The organism is Streptococcus sp. GMD3S (genome assembly GCF_000298695.2).
Classification (GTDB): Bacteria; Bacillota; Bacilli; order Lactobacillales; family Streptococcaceae; genus Streptococcus.
Map to the genome: position 1 here is coordinate 1 of NZ_AJRC02000018.1, position 15248 is coordinate 15248.

Here is a 15248-nt window from a genome sequence, read left to right on the forward strand (position 1 = left end):
GATGTATGTTACGTAACCTTCAGAAGTTGTAGTTGGGTTGAACCATCCACGTTTGTTACCGATTGTACGATCTCCACCATAGTTTGATTCCGATACTTGAATGCTAGTTGATGATGAAACTGCTGTAACAACCGCTACGTGTCCATATCCACCGTCATTCCAACATGCAATCGCACCAACTTGTGGAGTTGATCCTGTACGGAATCCTGCAGCTGCTGCACTTGTAGCCCACTGCGCTCCGTTACCCCAGTAATCTCCAGCCCAAGGTGCTAATGTTTTAGCTCCCCAAGTACATTCTCCAGTTGGATAACTTGAAGCATTTGTACTGTATGTTGGACGTTGTCTAGTTGGAGTCGGAGCAGGTGCTGGAGTGTAGCTTGAATCATCATCTGATGAAGAGCTTGAAGTCGCTTGCACTTGATCTGAAAGTGTTGTATTTCCAGAAGCAACAACTGATTGTTGTTGACTTGTTTGACGTGCCTTATAAGCTGCTTCTGCTTCAGCTGCTGCTTTTGCTTCTGCCTCTGCTGCTGCTTTTTGTTCCAATAAAGTAGCTTTATCACTTTCTGCAGTAGCTTTCTCTGCAGCAAGGTTTAACTCAGCAACTTTCAACTCTGCTTGTTTTGTTGTCAATGCTTGTGCATCGTCAGCAAGTGTTTGTTGGTTCGCAATGACAGTGTTGATTGCTTCATTATTTGCAACCTGTTTTTCAGCGATAGATTTCTTATCAGCTTTCTGTTGTTCCAACATTTTGTTGTTAGCTGATACAATCTCGCTCATGGCTGCAACACGTGAAATAGCTTCCGTAATTGATTTTGAGTTTACAATTGTATTGATGTAGCTAGTTGCAGCACCGTTTGTTTGTGCGCTACGTGCTTGTTTTTCCAAAGATTCATTACGAGCAACAATGTTCTTAGAGAGCTCTGTAATTTCTCCTTCAAGTTTTTTAGATTCAGCTTGTAGAGTTTCGTTCTCAGCTTCCAAGTTCGTTTGTTGAGTTTGGATAGCTGTAACTTGCGTTTGGATTTCATCTACTTGTTTTTGAGCTTCTTTTTGTTGAGCTGTCAAATTACTAATCTTACTATCTTGAGCAGCAATCTTTTCATCAGTTGTTTCAGCGTGGACAGTTGTCAATACTGCCGCTTGAGACACTAATACTGTACTTAATAAAAGTGACGCTAAGATTTTTTTCTTCATATTGTGTAGATACTCCTTCTATTTAAGACATTACTAGTATACCAAAAAAAGACATAATAAATATTACGCCTTTGTTACATTTTTATTTCTTTCTTATAGATAACATTTTTCAAAAATATATTGGAAAATAAGCATCCATAAAAAGTTTAAAATCATTGATGGGACAAGACTGTAGACGATGAAAACTGGCATCGATTCTACTGTCAATCCCATAGCAAGGGCAAGAAGATAACTCCCCATATCAAATAGGAAACTCATCACAACTATTGTTAACATTCTTGTCCAACGGTTTAGCAAAATTACACTATTAAATTTATGGAGCGAAGCACCTATCAAGATAAATAGAAGTGTCGCAATTCCTATCAAGTGGAAAAAATAGATATCGTACACCAAACCCACTATACCGCAATAAGCTAGATAGAGATATTCTGAAACCTCAATTGTCTCAAACAAGAGAAATAAAAACAGAAAATGACTTGCTAAATGAAAGTGAGGGAAGAAGGATCCCGCTAATTGTCCAATATGTGCATCAATTAGTACGACAAAAGGGAGTAAAAAGAAAATACCAATTTGTTTTAACAGTCTCATTGCTAATTCCCCACTAACTCTACCACGTGAAGATTTTTGGTGTCAGCACTTAACTTTACTGTTACTTCCTTTGTTAGATAATCACTGCTGTGTGTTGTAGCAACAACCTCTCCAACAGGGATATCCTTAACATTAAAGTTTCCAAGCCCCCCTGTAGTCACCTTGTCTCCCGCGCTAATGTCGCTGTTGCTGTTTAATTGACTAATTTTAAGCAGTTCAGATTCCTTATCATAACCAACGATAATCCCGTAAATTTCAGTAGAACCATGCAGGATTTTAACAGAAATTTTGTCTGAATTTTCGGTGTTTGTCAATAGGTTGATCGTTGTTGAATGATCCTCCACCTTTGAAACACTACCAATCAAACCCCCGTTTGCAATGGCCAACATATTTTCAGAAGCTCCTTTTGAACTTCCCGCATCAATTGTTAACTCTTGTTTCCAAGATACTGGAGCCCGCATAATCACATCTGCTGCAATGGTTTTTGTAGCCTGCAATTTTGACTTCATATCCAGCAACTGACGTAATTGTTCATTTTCATTTTTTAAACTTTCTGATTGATTAGACTCCACCTCTAGTTGATAGAGCTGTTTTTTTAGACTCTCATTTTCATTGTAAGTCTGCGTCAAATGTCCCAAATCCGATTTGAAAGTATCAAACCACTGAAAGGGTTTTTGAACAATTCTATCTACTAAGGAAATCCCATCTCCTAGTTTCGTCACAATAGCGCTTGAATAGGTTGTCACTAATAGAACAGAAACTGCCAGAACTGTGACAAAAACGATGATTAGATATTTTGATTTTTTAAAACGGTTCATATTCCTACCTTTATACTAAAAACCTGCTACTGTGAGCTTCTTATCAATCCTACAAACCTGCTAAGATTTTAAGAAAAATAAGAAACATCCCAGTATCAAAATCACAAGAATTGCCAGTGTATCCTTTTGACTCCATCTCAACTGTCTATACTGACTTCTACCCTTTCCTCCCTGATAACCACGCGCTTCCATGGCTATTGCCAATGAATCTGCACGCTTTAAGCTCGTCGCAAAAAGAGGAATTAAAATTGGAATCATAGCCTTTACCTTTTGCACGATGCTACCTTCGCCAAAGTCAACTCCACGGGCTTTTTGAGCATTCATAATTCGCGTTGTGTCATCCATCAAGGTTGGAACAAAACGCAAACTCATTGATAACATAAGACCAATTTCATGAACGGGAACTTTCACACGTTTCAGCGGTGCTAAAAGAGCTTCAACTGCGGCTGCCAGACTCAAAGGCATGGTCGTTAATGTTAGCAAGGTTGAAAAGAAAATAATCAACACAAAACGACAGAAAATGATTCCCGCTTGTTGCAAAGCATAATCCGTTATTTTTATAAAAGAAAACTCAAATAGGACATTTCCACTTGAAATGAAAAAGAGCTGAAAAAGAGTCGTAAAAGCGATCAAGAAGAACATGGATTTTAATCCCTGAATGAAAAATGAAAGGGAAACGCCTGACAAAGCGATAAATATACCTGTCGCTACAAACAGAACGAGATTGGTGAGAGGATTATTGGCCCAAAATACAATCAAAATCAACAGGATCATGGCAAGCAATTTACTACGCGGATCCAAGCGATGAATGATGGAATCCCCCGGTATATAACGCCCTAAAATCATACTATCCATTTAGCGACTCCTTAAACTCCTCTATCTTGATTGGCAATTTTTTAAAAGCTACACCTCTATCTGCCAAACGTTTACAAAAGGCTGTTATTTTAGGCACACCTAACTGCACCTTTTCCATAGAGGCTACATCTTGGAAAACATCACTCGGTTTGCCACTTTTGACTAAACGCCCCTTTTCCATAACATAGACCTGATCAGCATACGTAGCTACATCATCCATCAAATGCGTTACCAGAACGATTGTCATTCCAGAAAGGTGGAGTTTTTTAAACAAGGTCATCAATTCTTTTCTGCCCAGAGGATCTAGTCCAGCTGTAGGCTCATCCAAAACTAAGACAGTTGGCTCCATGGCTAGCATACCTGCTATAGCCACACGTCTCATCTGACCACCCGAAAGTTCAAAAGGACTGCGCTCAAAGAGTGACTCATCGATGCCTACCAAGGCTAACTTTTCACGCGCAATTTTCTTGGCCTCTTCCTCAGAAACTCCAAAATTTTGCGGTCCAAATGCGACATCTTTCAAAACAGTCTCTTCGAAAATCTGATTTTCAGCAAATTGAAACACTAGACCAACTTGCTTTCGAATCTGACGAATTTCTTTATTGGTTGATGTAGGGGTAATGACGGTATCAAAAACTCGAACAGAACCCTTACTTGGTACCAATAGGCCATTTAAAAGCTGTAAAATCGTTGATTTCCCACTACCTGTGTGCCCTACTAAAGCTGTATAGGAACCATCCTCAATCGTCAAAGAAACATCAGTCAAGGCTGATGAAGATAGGGGAGTCCCCTCTTGATAGGTAAAGCTCACATTTTCTAGAGTAATTCCCATAACTTGTCCTCTAGCTCTCCTTCTGTCAAATAGCCATCCGGCAACTGATAACCAGTCTCTCTCAAAGATTCTCTCAATTGATTAGTAAAAGGCTCATCTAACCCTATCTGGTCAAGGTCATCCCGAGAAAAAAGTTCTCTTGGGCTGCTGGTTGACTCCACTTGGCCTTTTTTCATGACCAAGACACGGTCACTCATCGCAACTTCCTCTAAATCATGTGTAATGGAGACGACTGTCATCTGGTGGTCTTTTCGAATCTCTTGAACTGTCTGAATCAGTTCTCTGCGTCCCTCAGGATCCAACATACTTGTTGCCTCGTCCAAAATCAAAATAGCTGGCCTCAGGGCAACAACTCCCGCAATAGCCACCCGTTGTTTTTGTCCACCAGATAAACGAGCTGGTTCTCTCTTCTTAAAGTCCAGCATACCTACCAACTCCAAAGATTCAGCCACTCTCTTCTTCATTTCTTCACGAGGAAGTCCCTGGTTTTCTAAACCAAAGGCGACATCATCTTCAACAGTTGCCCCCACAAATTGGTTATCTGGATTTTGAAAAACCATACCAATTTGTCGACGCAAATCCCAAACATTCTCAGAGGACAGCAGTTGGCCATCTATCCAGATTTCCCCAGAGTCTGCTTCAAGCAATCCATCAATCAAACGGATAGTTGTCGATTTTCCACTCCCATTATGACCTACAATTGAAAGCCATTCTCCCCGTTTCACGTGAAACGAGACATTATTAACATCATAATGATCCTGGTCTTCCTTGTAACGAAAAGACAGATCTTTTACTTCAATAATCGATTTCATTTCGAACCAAATGTCCCTTTGAATACATGAGCGCTACCCTTGAAATAATCATAACCAGAGTAGATAGTGAAAAACAAAGCGATATAAAGCAACAGCTGACCAATTAAATTCCAATGTAAGAGCAAAAAGATAATGGCAAACATCTGGCTAAAGGTCTTGATTTTCCCTGGCATCGCTGCTGCTAGAACTGTCCCTCCCGTCTCAACAAGCAACAAACGCAAGCCTGTCACCGCAAGTTCACGACAGATGATAATAGCAACAACCCAAGCTGGAGCCATACCTAACTCAATCAACATGATAAAAGCTGACATAACCAACAGCTTATCGGCCATCGGATCAGCAAACTTTCCAAAGTTGCTAACTACATTCCATTTACGAGCAAGGTAACCATCAAGATAATCCGTTATACTAGCAACTGCAAAGATGATCGCTGCCAGCAAATGACTGCCTTGTGAATGGCCCAAAGTCAAAATAAGAATAAAGAGAGGTATAAAGAGAATTCTACCAATAGTTAATACATTAGGAATTTGTTCTTTTTTCATTGATTTTTCCTTAATCTGTAGTAAATGTAAGTGTCACAGTTCCAGTCTGAGTTGTCAGCTTCGAGGTGTCAATCGTTTGATTGTCCACAGTCACAGTAACTCCCTTCACTACACCTAAAGTAATGGTAACGGGGTTCTTAGTTGAAACTGTTGTTTTTACATTCTTATTGTCTGCGGACAGTGTCACACCACCCTCCAGCTCACTTCCTGAAACACTTACCCAACTAGTTGCATCTGATACTGCCAGTTGAACAGTAGCGGTTTCCTTACTCGTTTTATACCGAGCTTCAATGCGGTTTCCTTCGCCTGACACTGTAATAGTTGATTCCGTAGTAGAAGACGAGCTAGACGTCTGACTACTAGAAGATGAACTAGATGAGATTGTGGAACTAGTCGAGTTCACAACGCTATAATTAGCTGAAGAAGGACTTGGCTGAGTTTGGATGTAGTTCCAAACATAGTAAGTGACAAAAATTAAAATTGACAAAGCAAATAGAACGAAATAAAACAAGGGGAGATAAGACGTTTTTTTCTTATTTGATCGTCTGCGACCAGACAAGTCTTCTTCATCGACATCTACCTCTTCGTAGGTAATCATACTGCCTGAATCGTAGGCATCCAAAACAATTCCTTCATCTAACTCTACTGCCCAGGCATATTTTCTTAAAAAAGAACGAGCGTAGAAGGTACTAGGAAGTAAATCGAAATCATCTGCCTCCATGGCTTCTAGAAAATGCAACTGAATTTCAGTTTTTTCCTGCAATTCTTCTAAACTCAATCCCTGGTTAATTCTGGCTAAACGTAGAACCTCGCCAATTGTTTTTTTTCTCATACGTACCATTCCTTCTTTCTAGTATTAGTCATCTTTTAAGCTGGAAAGATTGTAAAATCAACTAGATCACCATTATCAATCAAACGATGTCCAGCTTCTAGAACATCCTCCAAAGTAATTTCCTGTAAAATTTTCGGAAAATCAAAAATTGTTTCTCCGCGATCCATCGGTTCGTATTGAGTTGCAATAAATTCCAAAGAGTTCATGCTACTGAAAAACTCCCCAAACATCTCACTCTTAACAAGATCTAAATGTTCCTCGGTAATATCCGCATCATTACTAAACTGACGAATCGCTTTACGAAATTGATGCGACAGAGAAACAGGCTCTTTGGTGTCCATTGTCAATATCACAAAATGAAAGCGACTGTTGACTTCAACCTCAAGTGACAATGACGCATCTAACTTCCCAGTCTCATATAACTTTTGAAAACGATCAGAAGTCCACCCAAACATCATCGTAAATAGTAATTTCAATAAAATATTGTAACGATAAGACTCAGCTTCTGTTATTTGCCCATTACCTCTAATCGCAACAGCAAGTTTAGGTGAAGAAACTTCCATCCGAAGACTATCTGTTTGCTTCACAGGCTGCAAAAGGAGTTGCTCTTTTGAAACCGTAAACTGGTTTGAAACTTCCTTTTCCTTTTTCGAAAAGTATTCCTCAACAACTTCCACATCAATATTTCCAACTAAAAACAGTGACATGTTGACAGGTTTGTAAAAGTCTGTAAAGTTCTCTTTTAAATTTGAAACTTGAATCTCAGAAATTGATTTTTCACTTCCAACTATATCTGTTGCTAAAGGAGTATCAGGATAAAGGTTGGCTAATGTTGCAAAAAACAAACGTGAGTCTGGATCATCTTGGTACATTTCTCGTTCTTGCTGGATAATATCCTGTTCCCTCAAAACTGATTCTTCTGTAAAATGAACATCTCCAACTAACTCATCTAGCAAATCTAAATTCTCTAATAGATGGTCAATTGTTGAAAAAAGATAGCTGGTCTTAGTAAAGCTTGTAAAGGCATTACTGTCCGCACCTAATCGAGTAAAAGCAGCCATTATATCCTCAGAGTTTTCTCTTTCAAACAATTTATGTTCAAGAAAATGGGCAATTCCTGCTGGATGATGACGTAAACCTTTTTCCAAGCTTGTATAAGTTGCATCTACAGAACCAAATTGAACCGTTACAAATCCATAAACCTCATTGAAATCTTGCTTAGGGAGTAAAGAAACTGTCAATCCATTTGACAATTGTGTTTTGTAGACTGTTTCCTTTACAGCAGAATAGTATTTTTCTTCAAAAGTAACCTTTGTCATTCTACTCCTTCCATAAAGTAAATCGCTTGTAACTTCAAACTGTTGGCAACTTTACAGACAGCTTCTTTATCAACACTCTCTAATTTTGCCACCAATCGATCAATATCAAAGCTTGATTTTCCAAATAGAGAATTCAAATATATTCTTTCAACTAGGGTCTGTTGATTATCTTGAGCCACCAACAAAGATCGTCGAATCATCTCCTTGGTTTGTTCAAGTTCAAAATCTGTAAAGTTACCCTTTTTCAGATCTAGCAATTGATGATTCATCATTTTTCTAGCCTGATTTCGATTTTCTCTATCGATACCCGCATACATCCTTAACAGACCATCAAACAAATCCAATTGACTAGAGACTGTGTAGGCTATTCCAGCATTTTCACGAACGTTTGTAAAAAGTTTCGAATGTGCAAATTCACCCAACAAACCATTCATAACAAGCATGGGCAAATGCTCATCATCACCATATTTTACAGGAGAATGATAGCCTAATTCTAAAATAGATTGCCCAACATTCCTCTGAACCATTCCTTCTCGTAGAACATTCGAATAAGATTGATGGTACTGGATAGTGACGCCGTTCTCTCTAGCTGTAAAGGGTAATGACTTCAGTGATTCTGTAATTTCTACTTCGTTGAAATCACCTAAGAAAAAGAAATCAATACGATCATTTTTCAGAGCATTTTGAAAGCACGTGTAGCTACTTTCCGGAGACTCATTTAAAATGCTATTTCGTAAATCACTGTATCTCAATTGAAGACGCTCATCATGGAAGAACAAGCTATCCAACTCCTTATGAGCAAAATAAAATGAATCATCCATATCAGTAGCTAGACTAGCCAATAACTGTTTTCTTTCAATTTCAAATAGGGCTGGCTCAAAAGCACCATCTTGAACTAAGGGAGCAAATAAAGTCTGTTTCACTAATTCCAAAATTCGAGAAGTCAAGACATTTTTTTTACTTAAAAAATCATCCCTCACATAGGTAAACGTTAGGTCAAGAATATGTGCCTGTCCCCTACGATAAGTACTTGTGGAAATATCTGTTCCATATAAACTTGCCAAGTATCTGCGAAATGCTTGTGATGTTGGGTAAACTTGATTTGCCGTCTCCAACATACTTGCACTTAACATACGTCCTGCTATTGTCTCAAGAGATAAGGGAGCAGTAAAACGAATAGTGATTTTATTTGTTTTAAACTTTTTGGATTGAACAAAATGTGCTGAAATTCCAGGCACTAATTCCATACCTTACCTCCTTACATATAGAGTTCTATTATACCACGAAAATCAAAATTTTTCTTGTTCTCTTTATAGCTTTAAAGAGTAAAACCGTTTTCATTTCAGCAAACTTTCCTTCAGCTATTTCAAGGGAAATATGGTATAATACCAAAGATTGAGGTGAATTATGGAATACAAATTATTTGAAGAATTTATTACGCTCCAAGCACTCCTAAAAGAACTTGGAATTATACAAAGCGGTGGTGCTATCAAATCCTTTTTAATAGATCATCAAGTTTACTTTAATGGCGAGTTAGAAAGTAGACGTGGGAAAAAAATCCGTATTGGAGATACGATTGACATTCCTGATTTAAAGATTGACATCACCTTGACAAAACCAAGTTTAAAAGAGCAAGAAGAGTATCAAGCAGATAAGATTGAGAAAGAGCGAATTGCTAAACTTGTCAAAGAGATGAATAAAGGCGTCAAGAAAGAAAAACAAAAAACTTCTTCATCGCCTAAAACCAAACAACCTCCACGTTTTCCAGGAAGATAACCATGTGGCTCCAACATTTAACAATTAAAACCTTTCGAAACTACAAAGAGGCAAAAATTGATTTCAATCCAAAATTAAATGTCTTTCTAGGTCAAAATGCACAAGGAAAAACCAATATTCTAGAAGCAATCTATTTCTTAGCCTTGACACGTAGTCATCGGACTCGTACAGATAAAAATCTCATTCATTTTGATGAAGAACAACTCCATCTTTCTGGCTTGCTACAGAAAAAAACAGGCTCTATCCCTCTAGAAATTGATTTAACACCAAAAGGGCGTGTGACTAAAGTCAATCACTTAAAACAAGCTCGCCTCTCTGACTACATCGGACATATGAATGTGGTTCTCTTCGCACCTGAAGATCTACAGTTAATTAAAGGAGCTCCCTCCGTTCGTCGAAAGTTTATAGATATAGAACTGGGACAAATTAAACCAATCTACTTGTCAGACTTGTCAAACTATAACCATATACTCAAGCAAAGAAATACTTACCTAAAATCCAGCCAAAAGATTGATGAAACATTTCTGTCAGTATTAGATGATCAGTTAGTAGAGTATGGATGTCGCGTTATAAAGCATCGAATAAAATTCATTAAAGACTTAGAGAAATTTGGTCAAAAAAAACACTTAGAAATTTCAAATAAATTAGAAGAGTTGTCAATATCTTATCAAGCATCTGTCAACTTCACTGATGAAGAACAGCTAACAAGTTCTTTTAAAATGGCTTTGGAGAAAACCAGATCCAGAGACTTATTTAAAAAGAATACTGGTGTCGGCCCTCATCGAGATGACATTACTTTCTATATCAATGGTATGGACGCTAGTTTTGGAAGCCAAGGTCAACATCGTAGTCTTGTACTTTCTATCAAACTAGCAGAGATTGAGCTAATGGAAACTATTACCAATGAGTCTCCGATACTACTGCTTGATGATGTTATGAGCGAACTTGACAATACACGGCAACTAAAATTACTAGAAACCATTTCTCAATCTATCCAAACCTTTATTACAACAACAAGTTTAGACCACTTACAAAACTTGCCAGAAAACCTTAGTATTTTCAACATCCAAAACGGTAGAATATCTGTAAATCAAAATTGACAACTATGTAAACAAAAAGAACTCCTGGATTTCAGGAGTTCTTTTTACTTCTTACATGGAGTAGTTTGGTGCTTCATTAGTAATTTGTACATCATGAGGATGGCTTTCTTTTAGACCAGCCCCAGACATTTCAATAAATTGAGCGTTGTCGTGCAATTCTTTAAGGTTAGCTGCACCACAGTAACCCATACCAGAGCGAATACCACCAAGCATTTGGAAGACAATATCAGCTGCTGCGCCTTTATAGGCAACACGGCCTTCAATTCCTTCTGGAACGAGTTTGTTTGCTTCATTGACAGAACCTTGGAAGTAACGGTCGCTTGAACCTTTCTTCATTGCAGCGATTGATCCCATACCACGGTAAGTCTTAAACTTACGTCCTTGGAAAATTTCAGTTTCACCTGGTGCTTCATCTGTTCCAGCAAACATTGAACCAAGCATAACTGCATTTCCACCTGCAGCAAGGGCTTTTACAATATCTCCAGAATACTTGATTCCACCATCAGCAATAATCGTTTTTCCATATTCGCGCGCAACTACTGCCGCATCATAAATTGCTGTCACTTGTGGGACACCCACACCTGCAATCACACGAGTAGTACAGATAGAACCTGGTCCAATCCCAACTTTGACAACATCCACACCCGCATCATAAAGAGCACGCGCACCTTCTGCAGTTGCAATATTACCAGCAATCAAAGTGCGATCTGGGAAGTGAGCACGAATTTCAGCAATTTTACGTAGAACCCCAGCAGAGTGACCATGTGCAGTATCAATAACAATTGCGTCAGCCCCTGCTTCAAAGAGAGCCTCTGCACGTTCAAATGTATCTGAAGTGACACCCACCGCACCAGCAACTAGAAGACGACCAAATTCATCTTTGGCAGCATTTGGAAACTCAATAACTTTTTCAATATCCTTAATAGTAATCAAGCCAGAAAGACGACCTTCTTCGTCAACCAATGGAAGTTTTTCAATACGGTGTTCTTGAAGAATATGTTCAGCTGTTGCAAGATCTGTACCCACAGGAGCAGTAACAAGATTTTCACTGGTCATATGGTTTGAGATTGGTTGATTGTAATCTGAAATAAATCGAAGATCTCGGTTTGTTAGAATACCAACCAATTTACGATTTTCAAGTGTTTCTACAACTGGAACACCACTGATACGGTAACGTCCCATCAGTTCGTCTGCCTCAGCAATGGTATGTTCTGGAGTCAAGAAGAATGGATCAATAATAACACCATTTTCAGAACGTTTTACCTTGCGAACTTCATCCGCCTGTTGCGCAATAGACATATTTTTATGGATTACTCCAAGACCACCCGCACGAGCAATAGCAATAGCCATTTGACTTTCTGTGACTGTATCCATGGCGGCTGTTATAATTGGGATATTTAAAGTCAGATTATCTGCCAATTTTGTTGTTAAATCTGCATCATTAGGCAACACATGACTTTCTGCTGGAATGAGCAATACATCATCAAAGGTAAAACCTTTTTTTAAAAATTTAGTATCCCAATTAGACATTGAAGTTTCCTCTTTTCTTTCTTTTTGAGCTTGACTCTTTTTGTATTGTATCTATCATACCATTCTATGAAAATTTGTCAATTATATTTATGGTAGAAATCATAAAAAAACTATCCCTGTGAACCTATGGAAGAGATAGTTTTACGATTCATATTTTATCCATTATTTAAAATAATTTAGTCCCATTGCTTTCTTAACTTCAGATAAAGTTTGCCCCGCAACCTCACGCGCTTTCTCACTACCTTTTTGAAGCATATTGTACACTTCTCCCATATCCTTAGCAAATTCAATACGGCGCTCACGAATAGGACCAAGTTCGCGTTCTAATATTTCAAGTAGATAACGTTTCGTTTTTACATCACCAAGACCTCCACGTTGATAATGCTCTTTCATATTCACAATTTCTTGAGCATCTTCTGGACGACCAAACACATCTAGATAATGGAAAACCATATTTCCTTCAATCTTACCTGGATCCTCCACTCGAATATGATTCGGATCAGTATACATACTCATGACTTTTTTACGCAATGTATCCGCATCATCTGCTAGATAAATACCATTATTAAGGGATTTAGACATTTTAGCATTTCCATCTAAACCAGGCAAACGTCCTGCTCTCTCATTTTCTGGATAAATACCTTCTGGTTCCACCAATACCTCACAGTTATATGCGTTATTAAAGGAACGAACAATTTCACGAGTTTGCTCAATCATTGGTTTTTGGTCTGTTCCTACAGGAACATAATTGGCCTTAAAGGCTGTGATATCAGCTGCTTGCGCAATCGGATAAACCAAAAATCCTGTCGGAATACTTTCTCCAAACCCTTTCTGAGCAATCTCTGTTTTCACTGTAGGATTGCGCTCCAAACGTGCTAATGAAACTAGATTCATATAGTACATAGACAGCTCAGCCAACTCTGGAATCTGACTTTGAATAAAGATAGTTGATTTACTTGGATCCAATCCAACTGCTAAGTAATCTAAGGCAACATTCCCAATCGATTCTACAATCGTTTGAGGGTCTTTAGCGTGATCTGTCAATGCTTGTTGGTCCGCCAAAAAAACAAACATCTCATACTTGTCTTCTTCCTGCAGTAATACTCTATTTTTAAGACTCCCAACATAATGTCCAATATGCAGTTTTCCTGTTGGGCGATCTCCTGTTAAAATAATGGGTTTCGTCATTTTTTTCTCCTTCGAAATGGTCTCTTCAATTATAGCATTTTTTTGTTAAAATAACAGAAAATTATTTAAATCAAACAACTAACTCATTGTAAACGAACCTGTAAACTTAGTTGACATAAAATTGACAAATAAAAATTTGAATATTTCTCTCTTTTCTAGTAGAATAAATGTATTACATATTATAGGAGAAAAACATTGCTTACAGTATCTGATGTTTCACTACGTTTTAGTGATCGCAAACTTTTTGATGATGTCAATATCAAATTTACAGAAGGAAATACATACGGATTAATTGGTGCTAATGGTGCTGGGAAGTCTACATTCTTAAAAATCTTAGCTGGTGATATCGAGCCAACAACTGGTCACATCTCTCTTGGTCCAGATGAACGTCTCTCTGTTCTCCGTCAAAATCATTTTGACTATGAAGACGAGCGAGTTATTGATGTCGTCATTATGGGAAATGAAAAACTTTACAACATCATGAAAGAAAAAGATGCCATTTACATGAAGGAAGATTTTTCAGATGAAGATGGTGTGCGTGCTGCCGAACTCGAAGGTGAATTTGCCGAACTTGGAGGTTGGGAGGCAGAGAGTGAGGCGTCTCAACTACTTCAAAATCTTAATATTCCAGAAGAATTGCACTATCAAAACATGAGCGAATTAGCCAATGGTGAAAAAGTGAAGGTTCTCCTTGCTAAAGCACTTTTTGGTAAACCAGATGTTCTTCTCTTGGACGAGCCAACCAACGGTTTAGATATCCAGTCTATTACTTGGTTAGAAGACTTCTTGATTGACTTTGATAACACCGTTATCGTTGTATCCCATGACCGTCACTTCTTAAACAAAGTATGTACTCATATGGCCGACCTTGACTTTGGAAAAATCAAACTCTATGTCGGAAACTACGACTTCTGGAAGGAATCTTCTGAGCTTGCTGCTAAATTGCTAGCAGACCGTAATGCCAAGGCAGAAGAAAAAATTAAGCAATTGCAAGAATTCGTTGCTCGCTTCTCTGCCAACGCTTCTAAGTCAAGACAAGCAACGTCTCGTAAAAAAATGCTTGACAAGATTGAATTAGAAGAGATTGTGCCATCTAGTCGTAAATATCCATTTATCAACTTTAAAGCAGAACGTGAGATTGGTAATGATCTCTTGACAGTAGAAAATCTAACTGTAAAGATTGATGGCGAAACTATCCTAGACAATATTAGTTTCATCTTGCGTCCAGGTGATAAGACAGCTCTTATTGGACAAAATGACATCCAAACGACTGCATTAATTCGTGCAATCATGGATGACATCGACTATGAAGGAACTGTCAAGTGGGGAGTTACTACTAGCCGTTCTTACTTGCCAAAAGACAACTCGGCTGATTTTGCAGGAGGAGAGTCAATCCTTGACTGGTTGCGTCAATTTGCAAGTAAAGAAGAAGATGACAATACCTTCCTACGTGGTTTCCTTGGTCGTATGCTCTTTTCTGGAGATGAGGTTAACAAACCTGTAAACGTCTTGTCAGGGGGAGAAAAAGTACGTGTCATGCTTTCAAAACTCATGCTCTTGAAATCAAATGTCCTTGTACTTGATGATCCAACAAATCACTTGGACTTGGAATCTATCTCAAGCTTGAACGATGGATTGAAAAACTTTAAAGAATCAATCATCTTTGCCAGTCATGACCACGAGTTTATCCAAACTTTGGCAAACCATATCATTGTTTTGTCTAAAAATGGCGTCATTGATCGTATCGATGAAACCTATGATGAATTCCTAGAAAATGCAGAAGTACAAGCAAAAGTTAAAGAACTTTGGAAAGACTAAATAAGACTTCAAAACTCAGTTGGGGTAACCAACTGAGTTTT

Annotated in this window: 15 protein-coding genes; 3 read left to right on the forward strand and 12 right to left on the reverse strand. The window is 38.2% G+C overall.

All coding sequences use genetic code 11. The features are described from left to right. The 10 genes from pcsB to yfmF all read right to left on the reverse strand — a co-directional run. Positions 1 to 1197, reverse strand: a 1197-nt coding sequence (gene pcsB, locus GMD3S_RS0208200) for a peptidoglycan hydrolase PcsB (RefSeq protein WP_025172979.1), incomplete at its 3' end; no start/stop codon positions are given. A gap of 93 nt (positions 1198 to 1290) precedes the next feature. Continuing rightward, positions 1291 to 1785, reverse strand: coding sequence for a rod shape-determining protein MreD (gene mreD, locus GMD3S_RS0208205; protein WP_001237915.1), 495 nt, complete (start codon positions 1783 to 1785; stop codon positions 1291 to 1293). A 2-nt stretch (positions 1786 to 1787) separates the two neighbouring features. Beyond that, positions 1788 to 2603, reverse strand: a complete 816-nt coding sequence (gene mreC / locus GMD3S_RS0208210; protein ID WP_001078970.1) for a rod shape-determining protein MreC — start codon at positions 2601 to 2603, stop codon at positions 1788 to 1790. Positions 2604 to 2663: 60 nt separating this feature from the next. Beyond that, positions 2664 to 3458 carry an energy-coupling factor transporter transmembrane component T family protein gene (locus GMD3S_RS0208215; protein WP_000377884.1) on the reverse strand — a complete coding sequence of 265 codons (795 nt, stop codon included), beginning with the start codon at positions 3456 to 3458 and terminating at the stop codon, positions 2664 to 2666. Continuing rightward, a complete protein-coding gene (locus GMD3S_RS0208220) occupies positions 3451 to 4290 on the reverse strand; it encodes an energy-coupling factor transporter ATPase (protein WP_000513212.1) in 840 nt (279 codons plus the stop codon). Before GMD3S_RS0208220 ends, GMD3S_RS0208215 begins: the two co-directional genes overlap by 8 nt. Further along, positions 4275 to 5102, reverse strand: coding sequence for an energy-coupling factor ABC transporter ATP-binding protein (locus GMD3S_RS0208225; RefSeq protein ID WP_000835733.1), 828 nt, complete (start codon positions 5100 to 5102; stop codon positions 4275 to 4277). Before GMD3S_RS0208225 ends, GMD3S_RS0208220 begins: the two co-directional genes overlap by 16 nt. After that, positions 5099 to 5644 carry a CDP-diacylglycerol--glycerol-3-phosphate 3-phosphatidyltransferase gene (gene pgsA / locus GMD3S_RS0208230; RefSeq protein ID WP_000712149.1) on the reverse strand — a complete coding sequence of 182 codons (546 nt, stop codon included), beginning with the start codon at positions 5642 to 5644 and terminating at the stop codon, positions 5099 to 5101. The genes GMD3S_RS0208225 and pgsA overlap by 4 nt, the downstream gene beginning before the upstream one ends. A 10-nt stretch (positions 5645 to 5654) precedes the next feature. Then, positions 5655 to 6476, reverse strand: coding sequence for a cytoskeleton protein RodZ (rodZ, locus tag GMD3S_RS0208235; protein WP_001227972.1), 822 nt, complete (start codon positions 6474 to 6476; stop codon positions 5655 to 5657). A 35-nt stretch (positions 6477 to 6511) separates the two neighbouring features. Next, positions 6512 to 7795 (reverse strand): EF-P 5-aminopentanol modification-associated protein YfmH, encoded by a 1284-nt coding sequence (yfmH, locus tag GMD3S_RS0208240; RefSeq protein WP_000170129.1) that lies wholly within the window; start codon positions 7793 to 7795, stop codon positions 6512 to 6514. Beyond that, positions 7792 to 9042, reverse strand: a complete 1251-nt coding sequence (yfmF, locus tag GMD3S_RS0208245; RefSeq protein ID WP_000424576.1) for an EF-P 5-aminopentanol modification-associated protein YfmF — start codon at positions 9040 to 9042, stop codon at positions 7792 to 7794. The genes yfmH and yfmF overlap by 4 nt, the downstream gene beginning before the upstream one ends. A gap of 160 nt (positions 9043 to 9202) precedes the next feature. Here yfmF and yaaA point away from each other — a divergent pair, with 160 nt between their 5' ends. Together yaaA and recF are read left to right on the forward strand one after the other, a co-directional pair. Beyond that, entirely contained in the window at positions 9203 to 9571 is a 369-nt protein-coding gene (gene yaaA, locus GMD3S_RS0208250) for a S4 domain-containing protein YaaA (protein WP_000455874.1), read from the forward strand. A 2-nt stretch (positions 9572 to 9573) separates the two neighbouring features. Continuing rightward, positions 9574 to 10671: a DNA replication/repair protein RecF gene (gene recF, locus GMD3S_RS0208255; protein WP_000266685.1), complete on the forward strand. Its 1098-nt coding sequence runs from the start codon at positions 9574 to 9576 to the stop codon at positions 10669 to 10671. 51 nt (positions 10672 to 10722) lie between these two features. On the opposite strand, the gene guaB is transcribed toward recF, so the two are convergent. Beyond that, positions 10723 to 12201, reverse strand: a complete 1479-nt coding sequence (guaB, locus tag GMD3S_RS0208260; protein WP_000073407.1) for an IMP dehydrogenase — start codon at positions 12199 to 12201, stop codon at positions 10723 to 10725. 162 nt (positions 12202 to 12363) lie between these two features. Further along, positions 12364 to 13389 carry a tryptophan--tRNA ligase gene (gene trpS, locus GMD3S_RS0208265; RefSeq protein WP_000165471.1) on the reverse strand — a complete coding sequence of 342 codons (1026 nt, stop codon included), beginning with the start codon at positions 13387 to 13389 and terminating at the stop codon, positions 12364 to 12366. A gap of 195 nt (positions 13390 to 13584) precedes the next feature. Here trpS and GMD3S_RS0208270 point away from each other — a divergent pair, with 195 nt between their 5' ends. Further along, a complete protein-coding gene (locus GMD3S_RS0208270; protein WP_000958788.1) occupies positions 13585 to 15207 on the forward strand; it encodes an ATP-binding cassette domain-containing protein in 1623 nt (540 codons plus the stop codon). The last annotated feature ends 41 nt before the right edge of the window (positions 15208 to 15248 follow it).